This window comes from Pseudomonas sp. FW305-3-2-15-E-TSA4 (assembly GCF_058787295.1).
On sequence record NZ_JBYSZP010000005.1, the window covers coordinates 205,591 to 232,313 of the forward strand.

At 61.3% G+C, this 26,723-nt stretch carries 23 protein-coding genes; 2 read left to right on the forward strand and 21 right to left on the reverse strand.

All coding sequences use genetic code 11. The annotated features are described in order from the left end of the window. Window positions 1–118: 118 nt before the first annotated feature. From AC3WMV_RS08880 to leuC, 16 genes are all read right to left on the reverse strand, one after another. On the reverse strand, window positions 119–895 hold the full coding sequence (locus AC3WMV_RS08880; RefSeq protein WP_027611540.1) for an SDR family oxidoreductase: 777 nt from the start codon (window positions 893–895) through the stop codon (window positions 119–121). Then, window positions 892–2,103 carry an O-succinylhomoserine sulfhydrylase gene (locus AC3WMV_RS08885; protein WP_027611539.1) on the reverse strand — a complete coding sequence of 404 codons (1,212 nt, stop codon included), beginning with the start codon at window positions 2,101–2,103 and terminating at the stop codon, window positions 892–894. Before AC3WMV_RS08885 ends, AC3WMV_RS08880 begins: the two co-directional genes overlap by 4 nt. A 73-nt stretch (window positions 2,104–2,176) precedes the next feature. Beyond that, on the reverse strand, window positions 2,177–3,682 hold the full coding sequence (gene purF / locus AC3WMV_RS08890; protein ID WP_003226416.1) for an amidophosphoribosyltransferase: 1,506 nt from the start codon (window positions 3,680–3,682) through the stop codon (window positions 2,177–2,179). A gap of 41 nt (window positions 3,683–3,723) precedes the next feature. Beyond that, on the reverse strand, window positions 3,724–4,284 hold the full coding sequence (locus AC3WMV_RS08895; protein WP_007961197.1) for a CvpA family protein: 561 nt from the start codon (window positions 4,282–4,284) through the stop codon (window positions 3,724–3,726). A 98-nt stretch (window positions 4,285–4,382) separates the two neighbouring features. Then, window positions 4,383–5,048, reverse strand: coding sequence for an SPOR domain-containing protein (locus AC3WMV_RS08900; protein ID WP_097088670.1), 666 nt, complete (start codon window positions 5,046–5,048; stop codon window positions 4,383–4,385). Further along, complete coding sequence (gene folC, locus AC3WMV_RS08905; protein ID WP_103367617.1) at window positions 5,032–6,339, reverse strand: bifunctional tetrahydrofolate synthase/dihydrofolate synthase; 1,308 nt, start codon at window positions 6,337–6,339, stop codon at window positions 5,032–5,034. The genes AC3WMV_RS08900 and folC overlap by 17 nt, the downstream gene beginning before the upstream one ends. Then, complete coding sequence (gene accD / locus AC3WMV_RS08910) at window positions 6,336–7,256, reverse strand: acetyl-CoA carboxylase, carboxyltransferase subunit beta (RefSeq protein ID WP_027611535.1); 921 nt, start codon at window positions 7,254–7,256, stop codon at window positions 6,336–6,338. The genes folC and accD overlap by 4 nt, the downstream gene beginning before the upstream one ends. 200 nt (window positions 7,257–7,456) lie before the next feature. Next, the gene (locus AC3WMV_RS08915; RefSeq protein ID WP_027611534.1) at window positions 7,457–8,101 is read right to left on the reverse strand and encodes a phosphoribosylanthranilate isomerase; all 645 of its coding nucleotides are present in this window, start codon (window positions 8,099–8,101) and stop codon (window positions 7,457–7,459) included. Between the two features lie 64 nt (window positions 8,102–8,165). Next, complete coding sequence (truA, locus tag AC3WMV_RS08920; protein WP_027611533.1) at window positions 8,166–8,990, reverse strand: tRNA pseudouridine(38-40) synthase TruA; 825 nt, start codon at window positions 8,988–8,990, stop codon at window positions 8,166–8,168. A gap of 264 nt (window positions 8,991–9,254) precedes the next feature. Beyond that, a complete protein-coding gene (locus tag AC3WMV_RS08925) occupies window positions 9,255–11,891 on the reverse strand; it encodes a motility hub landmark protein FimV (RefSeq protein WP_103367616.1) in 2,637 nt (878 codons plus the stop codon). Between the two features lie 209 nt (window positions 11,892–12,100). Continuing rightward, a complete protein-coding gene (locus AC3WMV_RS08930) occupies window positions 12,101–13,111 on the reverse strand; it encodes an aspartate-semialdehyde dehydrogenase (protein WP_027611531.1) in 1,011 nt (336 codons plus the stop codon). Between the two features lie 270 nt (window positions 13,112–13,381). Next, window positions 13,382–14,494: an aspartate-semialdehyde dehydrogenase gene (gene asd, locus AC3WMV_RS08935; RefSeq protein WP_003226428.1), complete on the reverse strand. Its 1,113-nt coding sequence runs from the start codon at window positions 14,492–14,494 to the stop codon at window positions 13,382–13,384. Window positions 14,495–14,560: 66 nt separating this feature from the next. Further along, window positions 14,561–15,643: a 3-isopropylmalate dehydrogenase gene (gene leuB / locus AC3WMV_RS08940; protein ID WP_027611530.1), complete on the reverse strand. Its 1,083-nt coding sequence runs from the start codon at window positions 15,641–15,643 to the stop codon at window positions 14,561–14,563. Between the two features lie 54 nt (window positions 15,644–15,697). Next, window positions 15,698–16,465 carry a class I SAM-dependent methyltransferase gene (locus AC3WMV_RS08945; protein WP_103367615.1) on the reverse strand — a complete coding sequence of 256 codons (768 nt, stop codon included), beginning with the start codon at window positions 16,463–16,465 and terminating at the stop codon, window positions 15,698–15,700. Window positions 16,466–16,601: 136 nt separating this feature from the next. Next, a complete protein-coding gene (leuD, locus tag AC3WMV_RS08950; RefSeq protein WP_096796154.1) occupies window positions 16,602–17,246 on the reverse strand; it encodes a 3-isopropylmalate dehydratase small subunit in 645 nt (214 codons plus the stop codon). Window positions 17,247–17,259: 13 nt separating this feature from the next. Continuing rightward, window positions 17,260–18,678 (reverse strand): 3-isopropylmalate dehydratase large subunit, encoded by a 1,419-nt coding sequence (gene leuC / locus AC3WMV_RS08955; protein WP_027611528.1) that lies wholly within the window; start codon window positions 18,676–18,678, stop codon window positions 17,260–17,262. Window positions 18,679–18,819: 141 nt separating this feature from the next. Here leuC and AC3WMV_RS08960 point away from each other — a divergent pair, with 141 nt between their 5' ends. After that, window positions 18,820–19,710, forward strand: a complete 891-nt coding sequence (locus AC3WMV_RS08960) for a LysR family transcriptional regulator (protein ID WP_103367614.1) — start codon at window positions 18,820–18,822, stop codon at window positions 19,708–19,710. Window positions 19,711–19,778: 68 nt separating this feature from the next. Then, window positions 19,779–23,057 carry a sensor domain-containing protein gene (locus AC3WMV_RS08965; RefSeq protein ID WP_098964655.1) on the forward strand — a complete coding sequence of 1,093 codons (3,279 nt, stop codon included), beginning with the start codon at window positions 19,779–19,781 and terminating at the stop codon, window positions 23,055–23,057. Window positions 23,058–23,105: 48 nt separating this feature from the next. On the opposite strand, the gene AC3WMV_RS08970 is transcribed toward AC3WMV_RS08965, so the two are convergent. From AC3WMV_RS08970 to AC3WMV_RS08990, 5 genes are all read right to left on the reverse strand, one after another. Further along, the gene (locus tag AC3WMV_RS08970; protein ID WP_007969230.1) at window positions 23,106–23,549 is read right to left on the reverse strand and encodes an Hsp20 family protein; all 444 of its coding nucleotides are present in this window, start codon (window positions 23,547–23,549) and stop codon (window positions 23,106–23,108) included. A 121-nt stretch (window positions 23,550–23,670) separates the two neighbouring features. Then, window positions 23,671–24,630: a tRNA dihydrouridine synthase gene (locus AC3WMV_RS08975; RefSeq protein WP_003226441.1), complete on the reverse strand. Its 960-nt coding sequence runs from the start codon at window positions 24,628–24,630 to the stop codon at window positions 23,671–23,673. Between the two features lie 97 nt (window positions 24,631–24,727). Beyond that, complete coding sequence (locus tag AC3WMV_RS08980) at window positions 24,728–25,177, reverse strand: acyl-CoA thioesterase (RefSeq protein ID WP_096796150.1); 450 nt, start codon at window positions 25,175–25,177, stop codon at window positions 24,728–24,730. 46 nt (window positions 25,178–25,223) lie between these two features. Further along, window positions 25,224–26,057 (reverse strand): alpha/beta fold hydrolase, encoded by an 834-nt coding sequence (locus tag AC3WMV_RS08985; protein WP_096796149.1) that lies wholly within the window; start codon window positions 26,055–26,057, stop codon window positions 25,224–25,226. Window positions 26,058–26,087: 30 nt separating this feature from the next. After that, window positions 26,088–26,627 (reverse strand): TetR/AcrR family transcriptional regulator, encoded by a 540-nt coding sequence (locus AC3WMV_RS08990; RefSeq protein WP_007969225.1) that lies wholly within the window; start codon window positions 26,625–26,627, stop codon window positions 26,088–26,090. Window positions 26,628–26,723: the final 96 nt, after the last annotated feature.

A 26,723-nucleotide genomic window follows, 5' to 3' on the forward strand; every position in this document is an offset into this window, starting at 1 on the left:
ATAGCAGGATTGAAGTTTTTCTGAAAAAGACGAAATTGCTTCATTCCCTGAAGAAAGCAACAACCCTGAAACCGCTATCGCGAGCAGGCTCACTCCCACAGGTTTGCGGCTTCGCTTCTTAGTCCGTGTAAATCATCTTCTTGGTCATGCCGCCATCCACGACGAATTCCTGCCCAGTGACAAACCCGGCATTGCGCGACAACAGCCACGCGACCATCGCCGCCACATCCTCGACCGTCCCTACCCTGCCCGCCGGATGCTGAGCATGATCGGCATCGGCCAAAGGCTCGGCTCGCCGCGCAGAAGGATCCCGGGCATCAATCCAGCCAGGACTGACCGCATTGACGCGAATTTCCGGCCCGAGGCTGATCGCCAGCGCGTGGGTCAGCGCCAACAACCCGCCCTTGCTCGCCGCATACGCCTCGGAATCAGCCTCCGACTGCCGCGCACGGGTCGAGGCCAGATTGACGATCGAGCCGTTGTGCGCGCGCAGATACGGCGCACAGTGCTTGGCCAGCAGCATCGGCCCGCTGAGATTCACCGCCAGCACCCGATTCCAGTACGCCAGATCGAGACTTTCCAGGGTGATGTTGTGCGGGTCGGCGACTGCCGCGTTGCATACCAATGCATCGAGACGACCGAATTGGCCCAGCACTTCGGCAACGCCGAGCGCGACCTGACTTTCATCCGCCACGTCCATGGCGATGAACCAGGCATTCTCGCCCAGCACCTTCGCCACTTTCGAACCGCGCACACGATCGAGATCAGTCAACACCACTTGCCAGCCTTCGCTGATCAACCAGGCCGCGATACCCAAACCGATGCCGCGCGCAGCACCGGTAACCAGCGCCACGCGGCCATGGGTGCCCGCCTTCGGAGTAGACAACTCGATCACAACGCCGCCAGACCGCGCGACAGATCAGCCTGCAGGTCCGCCACGTCTTCCAGACCGACCGCGATGCGGATCAGGCTGTCACGAATCCCTGCTGCTTCACGCTCCTGTGGCGCCAGACGGCCATGGGAGGTGGTGCTCGGATGAGTGATGGTGGTTTTGCTGTCACCAAGGTTGGCGGTGATCGAGATCAACCGGGTGGCATCGATAAAGCGCCACGCGCCCTCTTTGCCGCCCTTGACCTCGAAACTCACCACCGCGCCGAAGCCCTTCTGCTGACGCTGGGCCAGTTCATGCTGCGGATGGCTCTTGAGACCGGCGTAATGAACCTTCTCGATACCGTCCTGCTGCTCCAGCCATTCGGCCAGTTGCTGGGCGTTGGCGCAGTGCGCCTTCATCCGCAGATTCAGGGTTTCCAGGCCCTTGAGGAAGATCCACGCGTTGAACGGACTCAGTGTCGGCCCGGCGGTGCGCAGGAAACCGACAACTTCTTTCATCTGCTCGCTGCGACCAGCCACCACACCGCCCATGCAACGGCCCTGACCGTCGATGAACTTGGTCGCCGAGTGCACGACGATGTCCGCGCCGAGTTTCAGCGGCTGCTGCAAGGCTGGCGTGCAGAAGCAGTTGTCGACCACCAGCATCGCGCCTTTGGCGTGAGCGATTTCCGCCAGTGCGGTGATATCCACCAGCTCGGCCAACGGATTGGACGGCGACTCGACGAACAGCAGCTTGGTGTTCGGCTTGATCGCCGCATCCCAAGCCGAGAGATCGGCCAGCGGCACGTAGTCAACTTGCACACCGAAACGCTTGAAGTATTTCTCGAACAGGCTGATGGTCGAACCGAACACGCTGCGCGACACCAGGACGTGATCGCCGGCACTGCACAGGCTCATCACCACCGCCATGATCGCGGCCATGCCCGTGGCGGTGGCGACCGCTTGCTCAGCGCCTTCCAGCGCAGCGATACGCTCTTCGAACGCGCGCACGGTCGGGTTGGTGTAGCGCGAGTAAACGTTGCCCGGCACTTCCCCGGCAAACCGCGCGGCCGCGTCGGCAGCGGTGCGGAACACGTAGCTGGAAGTGAAGAACATCGGATCACCGTGTTCGCCTTCCGGCGTACGGTGCTGACCGGCACGTACGGCCAGGGTATCGAACGCTACGCCTTCGAGGTCGCTGTCCAGCCGACCGGCATCCCATTCCTGACTCATGCTGTCACTCCTTGCCCTGTTCTTGAAAATTAAAAGTCAGATACAAAACCGGCCCCTCAGGGCCGGTAGAAACTCAGTTGTTGTACAGATCGATGATCGCACTGACCGCCTGGGTCTTGACCTTGGAGGCATCGTTGCGTGCCTGCTCGATCTTGTCCAGGTAAGCCTCGTCGACGTCGCCGGTGACGTACTTGCCGTCGAACACCGCGCAATCGAAGTTTTCGATCTTGATCTTGCCGCCACCGACTGCTTCGATCAAGTCAGGCAGATCCTGATAGATCAGCCAGTCTGCACCGATCAGATCCGCCACATCCTGAGTCGAACGATTGTGTGCGATCAGTTCGTGAGCGCTCGGCATGTCGATGCCGTAAACGTTCGGGAAGCGTACGGCCGGGGCCGCCGAGCAGAAGTAGACGTTTTTCGCGCCGGCTTCGCGGGCCATCTGGATGATCTGCTTGCAGGTGGTGCCGCGTACGATCGAGTCGTCGACCAGCATCACGTTCTTGCCGCGGAATTCCAGCTCGATCGCGTTGAGCTTCTGGCGAACCGACTTCTTGCGGGCAGCCTGGCCCGGCATGATGAAGGTCCGGCCGATGTAACGGTTCTTGACAAAGCCTTCGCGGAATTTCACGCCCAGGTGGTTCGCCAGCTCCAGCGCGGCGGTGCGGCTGGTGTCCGGAATCGGGATGACCACGTCGATGTCGTGCTCCGGACGCTCGCGCAGGATCTTCTCGGCGAGTTTCTCGCCCATGCGCAGACGCGCCTTGTACACCGACACGCCGTCGATGATCGAATCCGGACGCGCCAGGTAAACGTGTTCGAAGATGCAGGGGGTCAGGGACGGGTTGGTCGCGCACTGACGGGTGTGCAGCTTGCCATCTTCAGTGATATAGACCGCTTCGCCCGGGGCCAGATCGCGGATCAGGGTGAAACCGAGCACGTCCAGAGAAACGCTTTCGGAAGCGATCATGTACTCGACGCCTTCGTCGGTGTGACGCTGGCCGAACACGATCGGACGGATGCCGTGCGGGTCACGGAAACCGACGATGCCGTAACCGGTGATCATCGCCACCACCGCGTAACCGCCGACGCAACGGTTGTGCACGTCGGTCACGGCGGCAAACACGTCTTCTTCAGTCGGTTGCAGCTTGCCGCGCTGGGCCAGCTCGTGGGCGAACACGTTAAGCAGCACTTCCGAGTCGGAACTGGTGTTGACGTGACGCAGGTCGGATTCGTAGATTTCCTTGGCCAACTGTTCAACGTTGGTCAGGTTGCCGTTGTGCGCCAGGGTGATGCCGTAAGGCGAGTTGACGTAAAACGGTTGCGCTTCGGCCGAGGTCGAGCTGCCGGCAGTCGGGTAACGGACGTGGCCGATACCCATGTGGCCGACCAGGCGCTGCATGTGACGCTGCTGAAACACGTCACGCACCAGACCATTGTCCTTGCGCAAGAACAACCGGCCATCATGGCTGGTCACGATACCGGCAGCGTCCTGGCCGCGGTGCTGGAGCACGGTTAGCGCGTCATACAGCGCCTGATTGACGTTCGACTTACCGACGATACCGACGATGCCACACATGCGACGCAACCCCTACTTAATGGATCTGAACTGAACAACACTCACTGAGGCGTTTTGGCCGACGGCAAGAGTTGCTCCTTGAACGGAATATCAGCGGGTACGCTGATTCCGCTGGCAAGCCACTGACTGCTCCACCCGAGAATCAGGTTTTTGGACCAGTCGGCGACCAATAGAAACTTTGGCACGAGCTGTGATTCTTTCCACCACCCGTCCTGCTGTACCGGCCCCAGGCTCAAAAGCCCGACTGCCACGACCACCAGCAACACGCCACGCGCCGCGCCGAAGGCCATGCCCAGGAATCGATCGGTGCCGGACAACCCGGTCACGCGCACCAACTCGCCGATAAGATAATTGATCATTGCGCCCACGATCAGCGTGGCGACAAACATGATGGCACAGCCCGCGATCACGCGAGCCGATGGGGTTTCGATGTATCCGGCGAGGTACTCGGACAGTGAGCCACCGAACATCCAGGCAACCGCTCCTGCGATGATCCAGGTCACCAGCGATAATGCTTCCTTGACGAAGCCGCGGCTCAAACTGATCAAAGCGGAGATGGCGATGATTGCAACGATCGCCCAGTCAACCAGGGTAAATGGCACAGTGCAGCCTACAGACGGATAAGGCGGCGCATTTTAGCAGAGCGCACCGCTGTCGGTAAGCTGCGATTTTCAGTGCATTTCAATCGAATCGATAGATCCTAGCCGCGCTCGGGCTGGAAGCGCACGACAAACCCCTTTAGGTTCTGCTGGCGACTCAACAGATCACGCAGACGATCGGCCTCGGCACGCTCGATCAGCGGACCCACGAACACCCGGTTCTTGCCGTCGGCGGAACGGATATAAGCGTTATAGCCTTGGCTGCGCAGGGTTTTCTGCAGGCTTTCGGCGCTCGCGCGACTCGACAGACTGGCCAGTTGCACCGACCAGCTGACCGACAGGCCATTGGCATCGACGCGACTTTGCGTGGTGTCAGGCTTCGACGCAGCAGCAATTGGCTGAGCAGGCGCCGGAATCGGCTTGGCCACCGCAGGCGGCGCAGTCGGTTTGGCGATTGCTATGGGCGCCGTTGGGGCCGGGGTTGGGGCCGAGGCCGCCGCGACTGGAGCAGCAGGCGCAGTGTCTTCTGCGACTTCTTCATCCGCTGGCACCGGTTCTTGTGGCAAAGCTTGCGGCTCAGGCACGGCCACCGACTCCATTTGCACCTGCGGCATCGAAGGGGCTTGCGGCGCGGCAGGCGCCTCGACCGTCACTTGACGTTGCTCGTCCTGGCGGGAAAACAGCATCGGCAGGAAAATCACCGCCAGTGCCACCAGCACCAGGGCGCCAACCATGCGCTGCTTGTACGCTTTATCCAGCAAAGCCATTTGCCGCTTCCTCCGTGGAGCGCCGGGCCAGCCATTCAAGGGCCTCGGCGACACAATAAAATGATCCGAACAACAGAATCTCGTCGTCGCTGGTTGCGATCTCGCACTGCCCTTCCAGCGCAGCCGCGACACTGTCATAGGACGTGACGGACGCGCCAAGGTTCTGCAATCCGGCGTGCAATTCACTGACCGGACGCGAACGCGGCGAATCCAGCGGCGCGACCGCCCAATGCTGGACACTAGCATTCAATTCGCCGACAACACCATCCAGATCCTTGTCGGCCAGCAAGCCGAACACCGCCAGGCGCTTGCCTACCGGCGGCCGACTGGCCAGGCGCCGTGCCAGATACTCCGCCGCGTGCGGGTTATGCCCCACGTCCAGCAGCAGGTTCAGGCGCTTGCCATCGAATTCGAACGAGCGGCGATCCAGCCGGCCGACCACGCGAGCGGCCTGCAAGGCAGCAACAATTTGCGACGGATTCCACGGCAAGCCGAGCAGCAGATACGCCTGCAACGCCAGCGCGGCGTTTTCCATCGGCAGATCGAGCAGCGGCAAATCATGCAATTCGACCACCTGACCCTGCGCGTCAGTGCCGCGCCATTGCCAGTTGTGATCGGTGATCCCCAGATCGAAGTCGCGTCCGCGCAGCGAGAACGGGCACGCGAGTTCACGGACCTTGTCGAGCAGCGGTTGCGGAGGATTCAGGTCGCCGCACAAGGCTGGTTTGCCCTGACGGAAAATCCCGGCCTTCTCGAAGGCCACGGATTCGCGGGTATTGCCCAGGTATTCGGCATGATCGACGCCAATGCTGGTGACCAGCGCGATATCGGCGTCCACCACATTGACCGTGTCCAGACGCCCGCCCAGCCCGACTTCCAGCACCACAGCGTCAAGTTTTGCCTGTTGAAACAGCCAGAACGCCGCCAGGGTGCCCATTTCGAAGTAAGTCAGGGAAGTGTCGCCACGCCCGGCCTCCACCGCAGCGAAGGCTTCGCACAGCTGAGCATCAGTGGCTTCGACGCCATTGAGCTGCACCCGCTCGTTGTAACGCAGCAGGTGCGGAGAATTGTAGACACCCACGCTCAGGCCCTGCGCCCGCAGCAATGAAGCCACGAAAGCGCAGGTCGAACCCTTGCCGTTGGTGCCGGTGACCGTAATCACCCGAGGCGCCGGCTGGCCCAGTCCCATGCGGGACGCTACCTGTTGCGAACGCTCCAGCCCCATGTCGATGGCCGATGGATGCAACTGCTCAAGGTAGGCGAGCCACTCGCCAAGGGTACGCTCGGTCATACGTTGGCAGGCACCGGTGGAACGACGATTGGCTCGACAGGAGCGGCGACGTAGGTCGGAGTCGGCTGGCCGGTCAGTTGCGCCAGCAGATTGCCCAGGCGTGGACGCAGTTCACGACGATCGATGATCAGATCGATCGCGCCATGCTCCAGCAGGAACTCGCTGCGCTGGAAGCCTTCCGGCAGTTTTTCACGCACGGTCTGCTCGATCACGCGCGGACCGGCGAAGCCGATCAGTGCCTTTGGCTCACCGACGATCACGTCGCCGAGCATTGCCAGACTGGCGGAAACGCCGCCGTAGACCGGATCGGTCAGCACCGAGATGAACGGAATGCCTTCTTCACGCAGACGCGCCAGCACGGCCGACGTCTTGGCCATCTGCATCAGCGAGATCAGCGCTTCCTGCATGCGCGCACCACCGGAGGCGGCGAAGCAGATCATTGGGCAACGGTTTTCCAGGGCGTAGTTGGCGGCGCGCACGAAACGCTCACCGACGATGGCGCCCATGGAGCCGCCCATGAAGCTGAATTCGAACGCCGAAACCACCACCGGCATACCCAGCAGGGTGCCGCTGACGGAGATCAGCGCGTCTTTTTCGCCGGTCTGCTTCTGCGCAGCGACCAGACGGTCCTTGTACTTCTTGCCGTCGCGGAATTTCAGACGGTCAACCGGCTCCAGATCTGCACCCAGCTCGTTGCGGCCTTCGGCATCCAGGAAGATGTCGATGCGCGCCCGTGCGCCGATGCGCATGTGGTGGTTGCACTTGGGGCAAACGTCCAGGGTCTTTTCCAGCTCAGGGCGATACAGCACAGCCTCGCAGGACGGGCATTTGTGCCACAGACCTTCAGGCACCGAGCTCTTCTTGACCTCCGAACGCATGATCGAAGGGATCAGTTTGTCTACCAACCAGTTGCTCATGCTTTCTTTCTCCAGTACCGGCGGCCCGAACGCTCTGGTTCGCAGCCCCGCGTATGCCCTTCAGCTAAATTCATGTGTGTGGCGATGATTGATGGAACGCCGCGGTCAGCGCGGAACATGACCTGCGTGCAACTCCAGAAACCCTCAGCCTCGCCTGCTTTGTGCAAGTGCATTGATGGACGGCGGCAGTTCGCCAGCCGTCACATCGAAGTAGACGCTCCCTGCGAGCTTCTACGTACGGCATTGATGAACGCGCGGATCTTCGCATGATCCTTGATGCCCTTGCTCGCTTCTACCCCGCCGCTGACATCGACCGCGTACGGTTTGACCCGGGCCACAGCGTCGGCGACGTTTTCCGGGGTGAGGCCACCGGCCAGGATCAGCGGCTTGCTCAACGCTTGCGGAATCAATGACCAGTCGAACGCCTCGCCGGTTCCGCCCGGCACGCCTTCGACGTAAGTGTCGAGCAGCACGCCACTGGCACTCGGATAGGCATCGACGGCAGCCGCGATGTCGTCGCCGGCCTTGACCCGCAATGCCTTGATGTACGGACGATGCCAGCCTTCGCACTGTTCAGCGGTTTCGTCGCCATGGAACTGCAACAGATCCAGCGGCACGGCATCGAGGATTTCCCCCAACTCGCAGCGGCTGGCATTGACGAACAGGCCCACCGTCGTCACGAACGGTGGCAAGGCCTGGATGATCGCCCTTGCCTGCTGCACGCTCACTGCACGCGGGCTCTTGGCGTAGAACACGAACCCGATCGCGTCCGCCCCGGCCTCGACCGCTGCCAACGCATCTTCTATGCGGGCAATCCCGCAGATCTTGCTGCGAACGGCTGACATATCGAGAAAAACTCCGCGTCAAATTCGGGAAAGTCCCGGATGGTAACAAAAGCGCTCGAGGGCGTCAGCCGTCAAGTTCCGAGAAACCCGTAAGGAAATGTGGCCCGATAAAACGCTCGGGCAACGGAAATTCATCGTGATACTCGACCTGCACCAGATACAACCCGTACGGGTGCGCGGTCACACCACCGGAACGGCGCTCGCGGCTTTCCAGCACTTCCTTCATCCACTCGACCGGCCGCTCGCCGGCACCGATGGTCATCAACACACCGGCAATGTTGCGCACCATGTGGTGCAAAAAGGCGTTGGCGCGGATATCGAGCACAATCATCTTGCCGTGACGGGTCACGCGCAGATGATGCATTTTCTTGATCGGCGACTTGGCCTGACACTGGCCGGCGCGGAACGCACTGAAATCGTGGGTGCCAATCAGATATTGCGCAGCTTGCGCCATGCGCTCAACGTCGAGTGGGCGGTGGTTCCAGGTGATCTCTTCGTTGAGATGCGCCGGACGAATCTGATCGTTGTAGATCACATAGCGATAACGCCGGGCGATGGCTTTGAACCGCGCATGGAAATGCGCCGGCATCACCCGCGCCCAGCTGACACTGATGTCGTGGGGCAGATTGATATTGGCGCCCATCACCCAGGCTTTCAGCGAACGATCGACTGGCGTGTCGAAATGAACCACTTGTCCGCAAGCATGCACCCCGGCATCGGTACGCCCGGCGCACTGCAGCGAAATCGGCGAATTGGCGACTTTCGACAAGGCTTTTTCGAGCTCTTCCTGCACCGTGGCCACGCCGGTCAACTGACGCTGCCAGCCGCTGTAGCGCGAGCCTTTGTACTCGACGCCCAGTGCCACACGGTAAAAGCCTTCGGGTGCCATTTCGGCGACCGGGTTATCTATGTTTGCCAAGGTGGGACAGCCTGCTGATGTACAAAGGCGGGCATTATAAGGCTGTGAGTCGGGGATGCCAGAATTCTCTATGGGTAGTTCCGGCCCAATCGCGAGCAGGCTCACTCCTACAGGAGAACGCATTCCAACTGTAGGAGTGAGCCTGCTCGCGATGGCGATAGCACTGCCGCTACAAAACCCAGCCCAAACAAAAACGGCAGCCTCAATGGGCTGCCGTTTTTATTTACCGCTGACTCACGCCAGGTGCGAAAGCATTTCCTTGGCCTCGCCACGCTGCTTCTCGTCACCCTCGGTCAACACTTCGTTGAGGATGTCGCGTGCGCCGTCGCTGTCGCCCATATCGATGTAGGCCTGGGCCAGATCGAGTTTGGTCGCGGCTTCGTCGGTGCCGGCGAGGAAGTCGAAATCGTCCTCGCCCAGATCATCGCCCATGGCCGCATCGGCTTCGGTGAAGGTCGGCTCGGCGATGCTCTGCGACAGGCGATCCAGCTCGGCGTTGACGTCATTCAGTTCCGCTGCGAATGCGTCAGGCTCGGCCGCCGGGTTGCTGTCCATTTCATCAGCCAGCGACAGATCGAAATCCGCCGGCAGCTCCAGATCGTCCTGTGGCACTTCGTTGGCGACCACAGGCTCGGCCGGCGACAGATCTTTCACGCCTTCGTCCAGATCCAGCAGGAAGTCATCCTCCGCCAGATCCGCCGCCGGGGCTGGCGCAGGCTCGGCACCCAGATCCAGATCGAGGTCGAAGTCCGACAGGTCGTCGAGGTTCTCTTTGATCTCGGTCTGCTGTTGCAGCACCGATTCAAAGCTCAGATCGTCGTCGGCCGGGAACTCGTCCAGCTCCACCGGCGCGTCAGGCTCAACAACAGGTGCAGGCTCAACCGGAGTGATGTTGTCGAGATCGTCCAGGCTCAGGTCGAACGCGCTATCGAGATCGTCTGCCGCAGGCTCAGGTGCAGGCGCCTCCGGCTCGTCGAGCAGCAGCTCCTTGACGTATTGCGCATCGAGTTCGGCGGCGGCTGCCGCTGCAGCCAGACCCGCGACAGCGACGACCGCCATGGCCGGGAAGCGTTTTTTCAGCTCTTCGACCTTGGCGAAGTTATCACCGTTGGCCACCAACTGACGCTCCTGACCCACGAACGCATCGCGATCACCCTGCTGACCGTAGACTTCCATCAGCTTCAGACGCAGATCACTGCGTTGCGGCTCGAGGCTGACGCCCTCTTCCAGCAACGCTGCGGCCTGATTCAGGCGACCGGCATTGATGTGCGACTGAGCCTTGTCCAGCACGTCATCGGAACGCTCGGCGGACGGTGCGACCAATGGCGCGGCAATCGGCTCGGCCATCACCACCGGAGCCACTACCGCAGCAGGCGCTGGCGCAGGTGCCGGGGTGTTGAGCTTGACGCTGGCAGCAGGTGTTTCCAGGCCTTCGAAGCTGCTTTCCGGCAGATCCTGCTCGGCGGAGAACTCTTGCTCTTCTGCCAGAGCGCGGGCCATGCGCAGGTGTTTCTCGGCTTCCTGCTGGGCTTTGCGGCGACGAGCCAGCAGCAACAGCAGAAGCAGCAACACCACCGCACCGCCACCGATCAGACCCAGCAGGATCGGATTGGTCAGCAGTTCATTGAAGGTTTTGTCTTCATCGACTACCGGTTTTGGCGCAACCACTGGCGTCTCGGCAGGCGTGTCGACCGGTGGCGCAATCGCCGATTCAGGTGTTGGCGCCGCTTCTGCCGGGGTGGCTGGAGGGGTTGCAGCCAGTTCGGCGGTGATCGCCGGTACGGCAGCAGTGGCGGCTGGCGCAGCGCCCGGGCCTTCGGCCTGCATCTTCGCCAGTTGATTGTTCTTCAGCTCGATCAGGCGTTGCAGCTTGTCCAGCTGACTTTGCAGATCGGCCATGCGGCTTTTCAGTTCCTCGTTGTCACGACGGGTCGTGTCGAGGCTTTCCTGAGTCACCGCCAGCTTGTTGCTCAACGCCTTGGCATCGCCGGCCGGGCCTTTGCCACGCCCTTTGGCGTTTTCGGCAGAGACCAGACTCAGGTTGTCCTTGGCATTCTGGCCGGCGCCGACATTGCTGCGACCACGCTTGGTGGCATCGAGCTGCTGCTGGCCGGTACCCGGCTTGGCCACATAACGACGGCCCTGACGCCAGGCTTCGTTCTGCGCGGCGACTTCGGCAATCGCTTTGGACTGTGGCAGCGCGGTGCTTTCCACCGAGTCCGGCAGGCGCAGCACCTGACCGGTTTTCAGCCGGTTGATGTTACCGTCGATGAACGCATCCGGGTTGAGCGCCTGAATCGCCAGCATGGTCTGCTGCACCGAACCGCCGGTGCGCGCCTTCGCGGCAATTTCCCACAGGGTGTCGCGCGGCGTGGTGGTGTATTGCGACGGGTGCGTGGCGCCGGTGGTCGGTGCGGTGATGGTCTGCGACGGTGCCGGTTGCGCAGCGGCGTCAGCGGTCTGTGGCGAGAATTTCGACGGATCCAGGAGCACACTGTAATCGCGCAGCAGACGGCCATTCGGCCACATCACCTGCACGAGGAATTTCACCATCGGTTCCGACAGCGGCTTGCTCGACGTCACGCGCAGCACGCTTTTGCCGCTGGCGTTGAGCACCGGGGTGAACGTCAGGTCGTTGAGGAAGGCCTGGCGATCGACGCCGGCCTTGGCGAAATCTTCGGGTGAAGCCAGACTCGGCACCACTTCGGCAGCAGTGAGATCCTTGACGTCGAGCAACTCGATCTCGGCCACCAGCGGCTGGTTCAGGGTCGACTTCAGGGTCAGCTCCCCGAGCCCGAGGGCATGCGCCATACCGGAGGACAGCGCCGAGGCGGCCGCTATTGCTAACACCAGTTTGCGAACTTGAACCATAGCCTCATCCTTTGTTTGAACGTTCCTCGGCCAGCGAGAAGATGTTGATTGCCGCTGCCGTAAGGCATTGCGCGCGACGACGACAGACTGCCGCGCGCGATCATTTCTTTGATGCCCCGGAAAGTCCCGGAGGGTGACACGTTATCAAGTGCTCCGGGCAAGCATAGCGCTCACCTAGAATCAGTCGACAAATTGTTGCCAAGTATCTTTTACAGCAGGTCTTTTATCAACAATTCAGCGACCTGCACAGCATTCAGGGCCGCGCCTTTGCGTACGTTATCTGACGTCAGCCACAGATTAAGTTCCGCCGGGTCGTCGACACCGCTGCGCACCCGACCGACATAGACAACGTCCTGCCCCACCGCGTCACCCACCGCAGTCGGATAATCGCCGGCCTCAACCAGCTCGATGCCGGGCGCATCCTCAAGCGCAGCGTTGACCTTTGCCAGGTCGACCGCGCTCGCTGACTGCAAGGTCACGCTATAGCTATCGCCAAAAAACACCGGGGCTTGAACGCAAGTGGCGGAAATCTTTAATAAAGGCTGCTTCAGCACCTGACGCAACTCGCGCACCAGACGTTTTTCCAGCAGCGTGTGGCCTTGAGCGTCGGGCGTGCCGACCTGGGCCAACAGGTTGAAGGCCATCTGCCGATCAAAGAAAGTCGGCTCCAGCGGACGCATGTTCAGCAGCTCGGCGGTCTGCCGGGCCAGCTCGGTCACGGCTTCGCGACCTTGGGCGGACACGGCCAGATTGGCGGTGACGTTGACGTATTGCAGCTCGAGCAAATCGAGCAGCGGTGCCAGCACCACGGCCAGCGTCGTCGCCGAAGGGCTTGGGCTGCTGACCTGGAACGGTGCTTTCAGACCGGCAATGACCTCGGCGTTGGCCTCCGGCACCACTTGCGGCGCCTGCTCGGCCGGCAATGCGCCGGACAGATCGATCAGCGAGCAACCGGCCGCGTGGGCACGCGCCGCGTAACTCAGGGAAACGGCAGCGCCAGCGGCGAAGAACACCAGTTTTACCTTGCTGAAATCGAACTCGTCGACTTCACGCACGCGCACGTTCTTGTTGCGAAACAGCACCGAACTGCCGGCGGATTCGCTGCTGGCCAGCAAGTGCAGGTTGCCGACCGGAAAGTCGCGCTCTTCGAGAATCTGTACGAGGGTTTCGCCGACAGTACCGGTGGCGCCGACGACGGCAATATCAAGGGTCTGGGTCATGGTTCTACCTCTGGCGAAACGGGGGGAGCGGCACTTTACCGGGTGAGTGAGATGCAGGCAATTTCTGTCGGGCATTTGCGCTGTCAGTTCCGGCCTCATCGCGAGCAGGCTCACTCCTACAGGGGTGGTTGCACACAAAAGTTCGCCTCACACCGAACATTGTAGGAGTGAGCCTGCTCGCGAAGGCGTCAGACCAGACAACGGGAAACCTGAGGCATAAAAAAACCCGCACCTCTCACAAGGCACGGGTTCTTTCATTGCATCAAGCGATCAACGCTCCAGCAAAATCCGCAGCATGCGACGCAGCGGTTCGGCCGCGCCCCACAGCAGTTGGTCGCCGACGGTGAAGGCACCGACGAATTGCGAGCCCATGTTCAGCTTGCGCAGACGACCCACCGGTACGTTCAGTGTGCCGGTGACCTTGGTCGGGCTCAGCTCCTGCATGCTGATGTCGCGGTTGTTCGGCACCAGTTTGACCCAAGGGTTGTGCTGGCTGATCAGCCCTTCGATATCAGCGATCGGCACGTCTTTGTTCAGCTTGATGGTCAGCGCCTGGCTGTGGCAACGCATGGCGCCGATGCGCACGCAGATGCCGTCGACCGGGATCGGGCTCTTGAAGCGGCCGAGGATCTTGTTGGTCTCGGCCTGGGCCTTCCACTCTTCGCGGCTCTGGCCGTTCGGCAGTTCCTTGTCGATCCACGGGATCAGGCTGCCGGCCAGCGGTACGCCGAAGTTTTCGGTCGGGTACGCGTCGCTGCGCATGGCTTCGGCCACGCGACGGTCGATGTCGAGGATCGCGCTCGCCGGATCGGCCAGCTGATCGGCCACCGCAGCATGGGTCGCGCCCATCTGCTTGATCAGTTCACGCATGTTCTGCGCGCCGGCACCGGAGGCCGCCTGATACGTCATGGCGCTCATCCACTCGACCAGACCGGCCTCGAACAGACCGCCCAGGCCCATCAGCATCAGGCTGACGGTGCAGTTGCCGCCGATGTAGTTCTTGGTGCCCGCGTCCAGTTGCTGGTCGATGACCTTGCGGTTGACCGGGTCGAGAATGATGACGGCGTCATCGTTCATCCGCAGGCTGGAAGCCGCGTCGATCCAGTAACCCTGCCAGCCGGCTTCGCGCAGCTTCGGGAACACTTCGCTGGTGTAGTCGCCGCCCTGGCAGGTCAGAATCACGTCGAGGGTTTTCAGCTCTTCAATGCTGTAAGCGTCCTTGAGCGGAGCAATGTCCTTGCCCACGGACGGGCCTTGGCCACCGACATTGGAAGTGGTGAAAAACACCGGCTCGATAAGATCGAAATCCTGCTCTTCCAGCATCCGCTGCATGAGCACGGAACCGACCATGCCGCGCCAACCGATCAGACCTACACGTTTCATCGCAACTACACCTTCTTGAAAAGTGGGCCGCTGCTTTGTATTGAATTTCGCAGCGGGCCCGAGAGATTACAGATTCCGCAGCGCGGCGACTACTGCGTCACCCATTTCCTGCGTTCCGACTTTAGTGCAACCGGCCGAATAAATGTCACCGGTGCGCAAGCCTTGATCCAGCACCACGCTGACGGCTTTCTCGATGGCATCGGCCGCATCGTGCAGATTGAAGCTGTAACGCAGCATCATCGACACCGACAGAATGGTCGCCAACGGGTTGGCAATGCCTTTGCCCGCGATGTCCGGGGCCGAACCGTGGCAAGGCTCGTACATGCCCTTGTTGTTCGAATCCAGCGAAGCCGACGGCAGCATGCCGATGGAACCGGTGAGCATCGAGGCTTCGTCGGACAGGATGTCGCCGAACATGTTGTCGGTGACGATCACGTCGAACTGCTTCGGCGCGCGCACCAGTTGCATGGCGGCGTTGTCGACGTACATGTGGCTCAGTTCGACTTCAGGGTAATCCTTGGCGACCTGCTCGACCACTTCACGCCACAGTTGGCTGGACGCCAGCACGTTGGCCTTGTCCACCGAGCACAGCTTTTTGCCGCGAACCATGGCCATGTCGAAACCGACGCGGGCGATACGGCGGATTTCGCTTTCGCTGTACGGCAGGGTGTCGTAAGACTGACGCTCGCCGTTTTCCAGGGTGCGGGTGCCGCGTGGCGCGCCGAAGTAGATGCCGCCGGTCAGCTCACGGACGATCAGGATGTCCAGCCCGGCAACGATTTCCGGCTTCAGGCTCGATGCATCAGCCAGTTGCGGGTAGAGGATCGCCGGACGCAGGTTGCCGAACAGGCCCAGTTGCGCACGAATCTTCAGCAGACCGCGCTCAGGGCGGATATCACGCTCGATGGTGTCCCATTTCGGGCCGCCCACTGCGCCCAGCAGCACGGCGTCGGCAGCACGGGCACGCTCGAGGGTTTCGTCGGCCAACGGCACGCCATGCTTGTCGATGGCCGCGCCACCGATCACGTCATGGCTCAGCTCGAAGCCCAGGCTGTACTTGTCGTTGGCCAGCTCCAGCACCTTGACCGCTTCGGCCATGATTTCCGGACCAATACCGTCACCTGGGAGAATCAGAATCTGCTTGCTCATGCTTTCCTCGTGTCTTCAATCGGTGCGCCACTCAGGGCGCGCCCGGAAAAATTCTTAGCGCTCAGCCATCAGTACGATTACATCTGTACTGAACGAGCCGTCGGCATCAATCTCAAAATATTCTCGTACTTCGTTGCCCATCGACTGCTGCAACTGGCGGATCGCCGCGCGCATCACCTCGGGCGTGCGCATGCGCTCGACCCAACTGCTGTATTCCAGACGCAGGCGCTGACGCGTGGTGCTGCGAGTGTGCAGCCCGGCCTCGCTGACCTGCCGCAGCCACTCGCCGGCAGAATAATCGCGCACGTGGCTGGTGTCGCGCAGCACTTCGACGCTTTGCAGGTAAGTGTCGAACAACGGACTGCCCGGTGACAACACGTCGATGAACGCTGCCACACCGCCCGGTTTCAGCACCCGACGCACTTCACGCAGGGCCACCCCGAGGTCGCTCCAATGGTGCGCCGAATAACGACTGAACACGTAATCGAATTCGCCATCGGCAAACGGCAGGCGCTCGGCGGCGCCGTTGACCGTGGCAATGTTCTTCATGCCGCGATCAACCGCCGCAGCGGCGACCACATCGAGCATCTGCTGCGACAGGTCGTAGGCCACCACCTCCTTGACCAGTGGCGCCACATGAAAACTCACATGACCGGCGCCACAACCCAGGTCCAGCAGCCGGGCGTCGCCCTGCCCGGCCAGTTCAGCCTGTAGCAGCGCGAATTCGGTGCCTTGAGCGTGAACGGCGCTGCTCAGGTAGGCGGCGGCCTGTTCACCGAATTGCTTTTGTACAACCTGACTGTGTTGGGCGGTGCTGGTCATGGTCACATCCTGCATTTGTGTTGTTTGAGCGGCCGTCTTCGCGAGCAGGCTCGCTCCCACAGGGGAATGCATTTCAAGTGTGGGAGCGAGCCTGCTCGCGAAGAGGCCGGCCCTGACTACATCAATCTCGAATCAATCACGCGTCGCGGAACAACCACGGCTGGCTCACACGATGCTTGGCCTCGAACGCGGCAATCGCATCACCGTCCTGCAAAGTCAGGCCGATATCGTCCAGCCCATTCAACAAGCAATGCTTGCGGAACGCGTCGATCTCGAAGCGGTACACCTTGCCGCTCGGACTGGTCACGGTCTGCTCGTGCAGATCGATCTGCAATTGATAGCCCGGCTCGGCCTCGACCTGCTTGAACAATTCATCGACTTCAGCGTCGCTCAGGATGATCGGCAGCAAGCCGTTCTTGAAGCTGTTGTTGAAGAAGATGTCGGCGTAGCTCGGCGCGATGATGCTGCGGAAACCGTATTCTTCCAGCGCCCACGGCGCGTGTTCACGGCTGGAGCCGCAACCGAAGTTCTCACGGGCCAGCAACACACTGGCGCCCTGATAACGCTCGGCGTTGAGCACGAACTCCTTGTTCAACGGGCGCTTGGAGTTGTCCTGATACGGCTGACCGACATCCAGGTAACGCCACTCGTCGAACAGGTTCGGGCCGAAACCGGTGCGCTTGATCGACTTCAAAAACTGCTTCGGGATAATCTGGTCGGTGTCGACGTTGGCACGATCCAGAGGCGCGACAAGACCAGTGTGCTGGGTAAAAGCTTTCATGCTGCGCTCTCCTTCAGATCAATTCACGAACGTCGATGAAACGACCGTTCACCGCCGCCGCAGCGGCCATGGCCGGGCTCACGAGGTGGGTACGACCACCGGCGCCCTGACGGCCTTCGAAGTTACGGTTGGAGGTCGAGGCGCAATGCTCGCCGGACTCCAAACGGTCCGGGTTCATCGCCAGGCACATCGAGCAACCCGGCTCACGCCATTCGAAACCGGCTTCGAGGAAGATCTTGTCGAGACCTTCGGCTTCCGCCTGCGCCTTCACCAGACCCGAGCCCGGTACGACGATTGCCTGCTTGATCGTCGAAGCGACTTTGCGCCCCTTGGCGATCACGGCCGCAGCGCGCAAGTCTTCGATGCGCGAGTTGGTGCAGGAGCCGATGAACACGCGATCCAGTTGAATGTCGGTGATCGCCTGATTGGCGGTCAAACCCATGTATTTCAGGGCGCGGACGATCGAATCGCGCTTGACCAGATCCATTTCCTTCGCCGGATCCGGCACGTTCTGATCAACGGCCAGCACCATTTCAGGCGAAGTGCCCCAGCTGACTTGCGGCTTGATCTGTGCAGCGTCCAACTCAACTACGGTGTCGAACTTGGCGTCGGCGTCGGAGACCAGGTCTTTCCAGGCTTCAACCGCCTGATCCCACTGCGCGCCTGTCGGTGCGAACGGACGGCCCTTGACGTATTCGACAGTCTTTTCGTCCGCAGCCACCAGGCCCACACGGGCGCCGGCTTCGATGGACATGTTGCAGATGGTCATGCGGCCTTCGACGGACAGGTCGCGGATCGCGCTGCCGGCGAATTCGATGGCATGGCCGTTACCGCCGGCGGTGCCGATCTTGCCGATCACCGCGAGGACGATGTCCTTGGCGGTCACGCCGAATGGCAACTGACCTTCGACGCGCACCAGCATGTTCTTCATTTTCTTCGCGACCAGGCACTGGGTGGCGAGCACGTGCTCGACCTCGGAAGTGCCGATCCCGTGCGCCAAGGCACCGAACGCGCCGTGGGTCGAGGTGTGCGAGTCGCCGCAGACTACGGTCATGCCCGGCAAGGTTGCGCCCTGCTCCGGGCTGATCACGTGGACGATGCCTTGGCGGATGTCGTTCATCTTGAACTCGACAATGCCGTACTCATCACAGTTGTCATCGAGGGTCTGAACCTGCAAACGCGAGACCTGGTCGGCAATCGCGGCGATGCCGCCCTTGCGCTCCGGTGTGGTCGGTACGTTGTGGTCCGGGGTCGCGATGTTGGCATCGATTCGCCAAGGCTTGCGCCCGGCCAGACGCAGGCCTTCGAAGGCTTGCGGCGAGGTCACTTCGTGGATGATGTGACGATCGATATAGATCAGCGCCGAGCCATCGTCGCGCTGTTTGACCAAATGCGAATCCCAGAGCTTGTCGTAGAGCGTTTTGCCGGCCATCAGACGGTTCCTCATCAGCTTGTTTCTATGCCCTGGGCTTATCAATAACCCTTTGGCTTGTGAGGCCGATCCTATGGGGTTAGATTAAATAACTCAAATTCATATTTTTTATGCTTTGGATAACCAACTGGAATACGATTCATGGATCTGGCCAACCTCAACGCTTTTATCGCGATTGCCGAGACCGGCAGCTTCTCCGGCGCCGGTGAACGCCTGCACCTGACGCAACCGGCGATCAGCAAACGCATCGCCGGACTGGAGCAACAATTGAAGGTGCGGCTGTTCGACCGACTCGGTCGTGAAGTCGGCCTGACCGAGGCCGGCCGCGCCCTGTTGCCCCGGGCTTATCAGATTCTCAACGTGCTGGACGACACCCGCCGTGCCCTGACCAACCTGACCGGCGAAGTCAGCGGTCGGCTGACCCTGGCCACCAGTCACCACATCGGCCTGCACCGCTTGCCGCCCCTGTTAAGGGAATTCACCCGCCGCTACCCACAGGTGGCGCTGGATATTCAGTTCCTTGATTCGGAAGTGGCCTACGAAGAGATTCTCCATGGCCGTGCGGAACTGGCGGTGATCACCCTGGCGCCGGAACCGCACACGCTGGTCAAAGCCGCGCCGGTGTGGGACGACCCGCTGGATTTCGTGGTGGCGCCGGAACATTCGCTGATCAGCAATGGCGCGGTGAGCCTGGCGGACATTGCCGGTCATCCGGCGGTTTTTCCCGGAGGCAACACCTTTACTCATCACATTGTCCAACGCTTGTTCGAAGCCCAAGGGCTGACGCCGAACATCGCCATGAGCACCAACTACTTGGAAACCATCAAGATGATGGTCTCCATTGGTCTGGCCTGGAGTGTTCTGCCCCGCACCATGCTTGATGAACAGGTCGCGCGCATACCTTTGCCGGGCATACAGCTCAGTCGCCAGCTAGGCTATATCGTGCACACCGAACGGACGCTGTCGAATGCGGCAAGGGCTTTCATGGCCTTGCTGGATGCGCAAATCGATCTGCCAGGGACTCCCGGCTAACTTGTGCTACTCCTATAGAGCCGCTGTCCCTGTGCCTAACGCCACCATCAGCTCAAGGCCCGTTAACAATGCCGAAATCTGTTGACCGAATTCCGCCGATGCCGCGTATTCAGGCCATTGATCCGCGACGTTCCGAGCAGAGCTGGGAGAGTGCGCCGCAATTGCTCGCCGCGCTCAACGGCGCCCGGCTCGGCGCCTGGTATTGGGACATCGAGCGCGGGCAGATCAGCTGGTCACGGGGCACTCAGGCGCTGTTCGGCTTCGATCCACGTCAACCGTTGCCGCAGGATCTTGAATATCTGGATCTGCTGCCGCCCGAAGACCGGGCGAAAACCGTGCGCGCCTTCCACGCGGTGATTGCCGGCGCCCCGCTGGAACAGGCGATGCACCACCGCATCCGCTGGCCCGACGGCAGCCTGCATTGGCTGGAAATCAGCGGCAGCCTGCTGCCGGACAAAAACGGCCGGCCCCGAATGATCGGGGTGATTCGCGAAATCACCCACCAGCGCCAGCGCGAACAGGCTCTGAGCAGCTCGGAGAAACGTTTCGCCACACTTTTTCACCTGTGCCCGAACATGGTGCTGCTGACGCGCCAGGAAGACGGCCTGATCACCGAAGCCAACCAGTATTTCGAAAGTCTGTTCGGCTGGCCGGTCCAGGACGCCATTGGTCGCACCACACTGGAACTGGGCCTATGGGTGCACCCCGAACAACGCGCAGAGCTGGTGAAAAAGACCAAGGCCAAAGGTGAATTGATCAGCATGGAAGTGCAGTTCCGCGCCAGCAACGGGCAGATTCATGACGGTATCCTCAGTGCGCAAAAGGTCGAACTCGAAGGCCAGCCGTATCTGCTCAGCACGTTTCTCGACACCACCGAACGCAAAGCCGCCGAACACGCCTTGAAAGACAGTCAGGAACGCCTTGATCTGGCGCTGGACTCGGCGCAACTCGGCACCTGGGACTGGCACATTCCCAGCGGCATGCTCTACGGCTCGGCGCGGGCCGCGCAACTGCACGGGCTGGAGCCGATCCCGTTTCACGAATCATTCGAGGAGTTCTTCGAAGGCGTGCCCGGCGAGGAGCGCGACAGCATGCGCGACGCCTACCGCAGCCTGCGCGAAGGCCCGGCCGGCAACTATCAACTGACCTATCGCGTGCAACTGGCGGATGGCAGCTCACGTTATCTGGAAAGCCGCGCCCGCCTCTACCGCGACGAAAATGGCGCGCCACTGCGCATGGCCGGGACCTTGCTGGACATCACCGATCAGGTCGAGCGCGAGCAACGTCTGGTCGCCTCCGAAGAGAAATTTGCCACGCTGTTCCAGGTCAGCCCCGACCCGATCTGCGTCACCCGCCAGGACAGCGGCGAGTTCATCGAGATCAACAACAGCTTCACCCAGACCTTCGGCTGGAGCGCCGCCGACGTGATCGGGCGCACCGCCGAGGACATCGGCCTGTGGGACGCCTCGGCGAAGAGTCTGCAACGCATCGAGCGGGTGATTCGCGAACAGGGTCTGAGCAATGTCGCGATCATCGTCCAGCACAAGGACGGCCAGTCGCTGACGTGCGTGATTTCCAGCCGGCAGATCAGCGTCGGCAATCAGCCGTGCATCGTCACCACCCTGCGCGACATCACCCAACAACAGCGCTCCGAGGCCGCACTCAAGGCCAGCGAAGAGAAATTCGCCAAAGCATTTCACTCCAGCCCCGACGCGATCACCATCACCGAACGTGACACCGGGCGCTATCTGGAGGTCAACGACGGTTTCTGCCGCCTCACCGGCTATCGTGCCGAAGAAGTGGTGGGCAAAACCGTGTACCAGATCGGCATCTGGGCCGAAGAGAAACAACGCTCGGCGCTGCTTGCCGAACTGCAGATCAAGGGCCGCGTTCATCATCAGGAGATGCTCGGGCGCAACAAGCGCGGTGAGTTGCTGACCGTTGAAGTGTCGATCGAACCGATCACCCTCAACGAAACGGCGTGCCTGCTGCTGACGGCGCGAGATGTCAGCCTGCTGAAAAACGCCGAAGCGCAGATCCGCCATCTGGCCTATCACGATCCGCTGACCAATCTGCCCAACCGCGCTTTGCTGATGGATCGCCTGAGCCAGCAGATCGCCCTGCTCAAGCGCCACAACCTGCGTGGTGCGCTGCTGTTCCTCGACCTCGATCACTTCAAGCACATCAACGACTCGCTGGGTCATCCGGTCGGCGACACGGTGCTGAAAATCATCACCGCGCGGCTTGAAGCCAGCGTGCGCATGGAGGACACGGTGGCGCGTCTCGGCGGCGATGAATTCGTGGTGCTGCTCAGTGGCCTCGAAGGCACGCGCAACGAGGTCAGTGCACAAGTGCGGGAACTGGCCGACACCATTCGCGAACTGCTCTCGGAGCCGATGTTCCTCGACGGCCAGCGCCTGCAAGTGACACCGAGCATCGGCGTGGCACTGATTCCCGATCACGGCTCGACCCCGACCGACCTGCTCAAGCGCGCCGACATTGCGCTGTACCGAGCCAAGGATTCCGGGCGCAACACCACGCAGATGTACCACAACACCATGCAGAAGGCGGCCAGCGAACGGCTGCGCATGGAGACTGACTTACGTCTGGCGTTGTCGCGCGGTGAATTCAACGTGCACTACCAGCCGCAGGTCGATGCGCGGGACAACCGCATCATTGGCGCCGAGGCGCTGGTGCGCTGGAATCACCCGGAACTCGGCGCGCAATCGCCCACTGAATTCATCAAGGTGCTGGAAGACAGCGGGCTGATTCTGGAGGTCGGTACCTGGATCCTCGATGAGGCCTGTGAGGCGTTCAAACAATTGATCGCGCTGAAACTGGTCGACCCGCTCAACTTCAGCCTGTGCGTAAACATCAGCCCACGGCAGTTCCGCCAGAACGACTTCGTCGAACGCATCGAACACAGCATGAGCAGCCACGGCCTGCCCTGCTCGCTGCTGAAACTGGAGATCACCGAAGGCATCGTCATCCAGAACCTGGAAGACACCATCAGCAAGATGCGTCGCCTGAAAAAACTCGGCGTGAGCTTCGCCATGGACGATTTCGGCACCGGCTATTCATCGCTGACCTACCTCAAGCGCCTGCCGGTGGACACCCTGAAAATCGACCAGTCATTCATCCGCGACGCGACCACCGACCCCAACGACGCCGAGATCATCCGCGCCATCGTCGCCATGGCCCGCAGCCTGGAACTGGAGGTGATTGCCGAAGGCGTGGAGACGCCGGAGCAACTGGCGTTCCTGCAAGGGCTGGGCTGCCATTTGTATCAGGGCTATCTGCACAGTCGGCCGGTGGCGTTGGAGGCGTTGAAAAAGATGCTCGAATGACGAGCACAAAAAAAGGGCGCCAGTGGCGCCCTTCTTTTTTGCTCGGCCTTATTGCAGAACCGGCTTCTGCGCTCCGTTGATCGGGATGCGCTTGGCTTTCGCTTCTTCCGGGATCACGCGCAACAGGTCGATGCTCAGCAGACCGTTGCTCAGATCGGCGGCCTTGATCTCGATGTGATCGGCCAGGCGGAAGGACAGCTTGAAAGCACGCTGGGCAATGCCTTGATGCAGGAAGGTCACGCCTTCGTTGGCATCACGCTTGCCGCCACTGATGGTCAGCACACCCTTCTCGACTTGCAGCTCCAGGTCTTCTTCCTGGAAACCGGCGGCCGCTACGACGATACGGTATTGATCGTCACCGTGTTTTTCCACGTTGTAGGGTGGGTAGGTGCTGCCTGGCTCGTTGCGCAACGCGGTTTCGAACAGGTCGTTGAAACGATCGAAACCCACCGAGGAACGGAACAGTGGTGCCAGGGAAAATGCAGTACTCATGGTTCAAATCTCCTGAAAACAATCAGCAAGTTTTTTTGACTCCGCGACCCGAATTCGGCATCGCGTAACCCTTAGATAGGGACCGCCAAAATGATTTCAAGAGAGTATTTGCAGATTTTTTTCAGGCTGCTTCGGCGACCGGCAAACCCAGCAAACGCGAGACTTGATCCGGTTCTGTCTCGCGACGCAGCACGGTAAACAGCTCGGTCGCCTCGGGATAATTGCGCGTCAGCATCGCCAGCCATTGCTTCAAGCGACCCGGCGATTGACGTGCGGTCATCTGCGCCTTGGCTTGCAGCCAGAAGTCCTGAATCAGCGGCAGCAGCTCGGCCCAGCTCATCTCGACCACCTCCTCACCGGCGCGCGCGGCAGCGATCTGCCGGGCCAGATCCGGGCGCGATACCAGACCGCGTCCGAGCATGATGTCTTCGACGCCGCTGATCTCGCGGCAACGACGCCAGTCCTCGACGCTCCAGATATCACCGTTGGCGAACACCGGCACCTTGACCACGTCCTGCACCCGCGGAATCCACTCCCAATGCGCCGGCGGCTTGTAGCCATCAACCTTGGTCCGGGCATGCACCACGATGTGCTCGGCGCCGCCCTCGGCCAGCGCAGTGGCGCAGACCAGCGAGCCGTCCGGGCTGTCGAAACCCAGGCGCATCTTCGCGGTGACCGGGATGTGCGCCGGCACGGCGCGACGCACGTGTTCGACGATGCTGTTGAGCAGCTCCGGCTCCTTAAGCAGCACCGCCCCGCCCCGGGATTTGTTGACGGTCTTGGCCGGGCAGCCGAAGTTCAGGTCGATCACTTCCGAGCCGAGCTCGCAGGCCAGCGCCGCGTTTTCCGCCAGGCACACCGGATCGGAGCCCAACAATTGCACGCGCAACGGCACACCGGAACGGGTGCGGGCGCCGTTGAGCAGCTCCGGGCCGAACTTGTGGAAGTAGGCCGGAGTGAGCAACTGATCGTTGATCCGAATGAACTCGGTCACGCACCAGTCGATGCCGCCAACGCGGGTCAGCACGTCGCGCAGGATGTCGTCGACCAACCCCTCCATGGGCGCCAGGGCAATTTGCATGGGGAAAACACTACTCAGGAAGAAAAAACGTGCGGCAGTTTACTGGATTACGAGAAAAACCGCAGATCCCTTGCAGGAGTGAGCCTGCTCCCACAGGTTAGATTTTCGCTACCCCTGAAGTCTGGATTGCCGGGCCGTAACCCTCGATGAACTCCGCCGGCATGCGCTTGGGTTTGCCGCTGGACAGTTCGATGCAGACGAAAGTGGTCTGGGCGCGCAGCAGGGTGGCGTTGTCGCTGGGGCGGATCAGCTGGAAGTGCCGGGTCATTTTCAGGCGCTGATCCCAATCGACGATCCAGGTCGCCAGTTGCAGTTCGTCGCCTTCGTAGGCCGCCGCCAGATAATCGATTTCGTGACGCACCACGGCCATCGCCCGATCCAGGCGCCGGTATTCGACCAGATCCAGCCCCAGACGCTGCGAGTGGCGCCAGGCGCAGCGCTCGAGCCAGGTCACGTACACCGCGTTGTTCGCGTGGCCCAGCCCGTCGATGTCCTCGGCGCCTACTTGCAGATCAATGGTGAACGGCGTTGCCCGATCCCAGCCCATGCCCCACTCCCGGTCAGATGATTCAACCGGGGCAGTGTAACGGATGTCAGGCCGATTGCCGCGCTTGAAGGCTGCGCCCCGCCAACAGTGATAACACGCCATCAACCACTCGAGGGTCGGCCAGCACCCGCTGGTGGCCGCCGCTTTCCAGGCGCAGCAGGCGACTGTCGAACCATGACTCGTGGATCAATTGCGATTCCTTGACCGAGACAAAGGTGTCGTCCTCGGCATGCACGATCAGGCCCGGCATATCCAGTTGATAGTGCGCGACATCGAGGGTCGCGGCGCGCATGCCGACGTCCTGCTCGACCTGGCGGATGAACGCCGAGCGCGCCCGCGGTGGCATGCCGACATAGCGGGCAAAACCGCGCAGTACGCCGAGGATCCGTGCGGGGGCTGCGATGCTGACCAGGGTTTCGGTGCGCAGGCCCAGTTGCACCGCGAGCATGGCACTGGCGCCGCCCATGGAGTGGCCGATGACGGCTTGAAGAGGAGGCAATTCGGCGGCCGCTTCGAGCATGGCGCGGGCGAACAGTACGACGTTGGCTTCACGCCCCGGCGAACGACCATGGGCCGGGCCATCGAGGGCAACGACGGTGTAACCGGCCTCGACCAGCGCCGTGATCAACGCCGCAAACTGGGTGGGCCGCCCTTCCCAACCGTGCATCAACAGCACCGCCGGCCCCTGCCCCCAACGCAGCGCCGACAGGCCGAAGCGCAGCGTGATGCGTTCGGCACTCGCCAGCAGCGGCAGCTCCCAATCACGCAACGGCAACGTGCGCGGCGTCATGAACGCCTGACGCATTTTGCTTGCTACTCGTTGCGGTGCAATCCAGCCCAAGGTGCCATTAACGCCACGAACCCACTTCAACGTGTTCATCGCTTTCTCCTCAGGCGTGTTGCCTTCAGGTCAACGCACCGCCGACTTGGCAGCGCGCAGCAATCGATCGGATAAATCGCCCGGGCCCAGCGCGCGTGCCAGCGCCAGACCACCCACCATCAACGCCACATCAGCCAATGCTTTGTCGGTGTCCTCGGGGCTGGACGCCAACTGCGCAATCATCAGTTCCAAGTGTTCGTTCAGCGCGATGCGGAAGGATTCCGGCAGACGCCCCAGTTCGCCGATGGAAGCCGGAATCGGGCACGCGGCATCGCTGGAATCACGGTGCTTGCGTGACAGATAGAACGCAGCGACCAAGGCGCGACGCTCTTCGCCGGTCAGCTCGGAGTCCATGTCGGCAATCAGGTCGCGTCGACGGCTGAGCAGTTGCTTGAACGCCTCAAGCATCATCGCGTCCTTGCTTTCGAAGTGCGCATAGAAACCACCGACGGTCAGGCCGGCGGCGCCCATCACTTCGCCCACGCTTGGATCCGCCGGGCCACGCTGCATCAGCGCGGCGCTGGCCGCCTTGAGGATGCGTTCGCGGGTTTGAGCTTTTTTATCGTTCATCGTTGCCTCCGAATATTACGACTAGAATATTATTCGCATAATAATATTCCGCAAGTCGAGGATATGACCGCTGGTCTGAAGCACAGTGTAAGGAAA

Coding starts and splice junctions, on each gene's coding strand:
- AC3WMV_RS08885 (WP_027611539.1), bottom strand. CDS start 2,103: ATGAGTCAGGAATGGGATGCCGGTCGGCTGGACAGCGACCTCGAAGGC.
- purF (WP_003226416.1), bottom strand. CDS start 3,682: ATGTGTGGCATCGTCGGTATCGTCGGTAAGTCGAACGTCAATCAGGCG.
- AC3WMV_RS08900 (WP_097088670.1), bottom strand. CDS start 5,048: ATGGCTTTGCTGGATAAAGCGTACAAGCAGCGCATGGTTGGCGCCCTG.
- folC (WP_103367617.1), bottom strand. CDS start 6,339: ATGACCGAGCGTACCCTTGGCGAGTGGCTCGCCTACCTTGAGCAGTTG.
- accD (WP_027611535.1), bottom strand. CDS start 7,256: ATGAGCAACTGGTTGGTAGACAAACTGATCCCTTCGATCATGCGTTCG.
- AC3WMV_RS08915 (WP_027611534.1), bottom strand. CDS start 8,101: ATGTCAGCCGTTCGCAGCAAGATCTGCGGGATTGCCCGCATAGAAGAT.
- truA (WP_027611533.1), bottom strand. CDS start 8,990: ATGGCACCCGAAGGCTTTTACCGTGTGGCACTGGGCGTCGAGTACAAA.
- AC3WMV_RS08925 (WP_103367616.1), bottom strand. CDS start 11,891: ATGGTTCAAGTTCGCAAACTGGTGTTAGCAATAGCGGCCGCCTCGGCG.
- AC3WMV_RS08930 (WP_027611531.1), bottom strand. CDS start 13,111: ATGACCCAGACCCTTGATATTGCCGTCGTCGGCGCCACCGGTACTGTC.
- asd (WP_003226428.1), bottom strand. CDS start 14,494: ATGAAACGTGTAGGTCTGATCGGTTGGCGCGGCATGGTCGGTTCCGTG.
- leuB (WP_027611530.1), bottom strand. CDS start 15,643: ATGAGCAAGCAGATTCTGATTCTCCCAGGTGACGGTATTGGTCCGGAA.
- AC3WMV_RS08945 (WP_103367615.1), bottom strand. CDS start 16,465: ATGACCAGCACCGCCCAACACAGTCAGGTTGTACAAAAGCAATTCGGT.
- leuD (WP_096796154.1), bottom strand. CDS start 17,246: ATGAAAGCTTTTACCCAGCACACTGGTCTTGTCGCGCCTCTGGATCGT.
- leuC (WP_027611528.1), bottom strand. CDS start 18,678: ATGGCCGGCAAAACGCTCTACGACAAGCTCTGGGATTCGCATTTGGTC.
- AC3WMV_RS08960 (WP_103367614.1), top strand. CDS start 18,820: ATGGATCTGGCCAACCTCAACGCTTTTATCGCGATTGCCGAGACCGGC.
- AC3WMV_RS08965 (WP_098964655.1), top strand. CDS start 19,779: ATGCCGAAATCTGTTGACCGAATTCCGCCGATGCCGCGTATTCAGGCC.
- AC3WMV_RS08970 (WP_007969230.1), bottom strand. CDS start 23,549: ATGAGTACTGCATTTTCCCTGGCACCACTGTTCCGTTCCTCGGTGGGT.
- AC3WMV_RS08975 (WP_003226441.1), bottom strand. CDS start 24,630: ATGCAAATTGCCCTGGCGCCCATGGAGGGGTTGGTCGACGACATCCTG.
- AC3WMV_RS08980 (WP_096796150.1), bottom strand. CDS start 25,177: ATGGGCTGGGATCGGGCAACGCCGTTCACCATTGATCTGCAAGTAGGC.
- AC3WMV_RS08985 (WP_096796149.1), bottom strand. CDS start 26,057: ATGAACACGTTGAAGTGGGTTCGTGGCGTTAATGGCACCTTGGGCTGG.
- AC3WMV_RS08990 (WP_007969225.1), bottom strand. CDS start 26,627: ATGAACGATAAAAAAGCTCAAACCCGCGAACGCATCCTCAAGGCGGCC.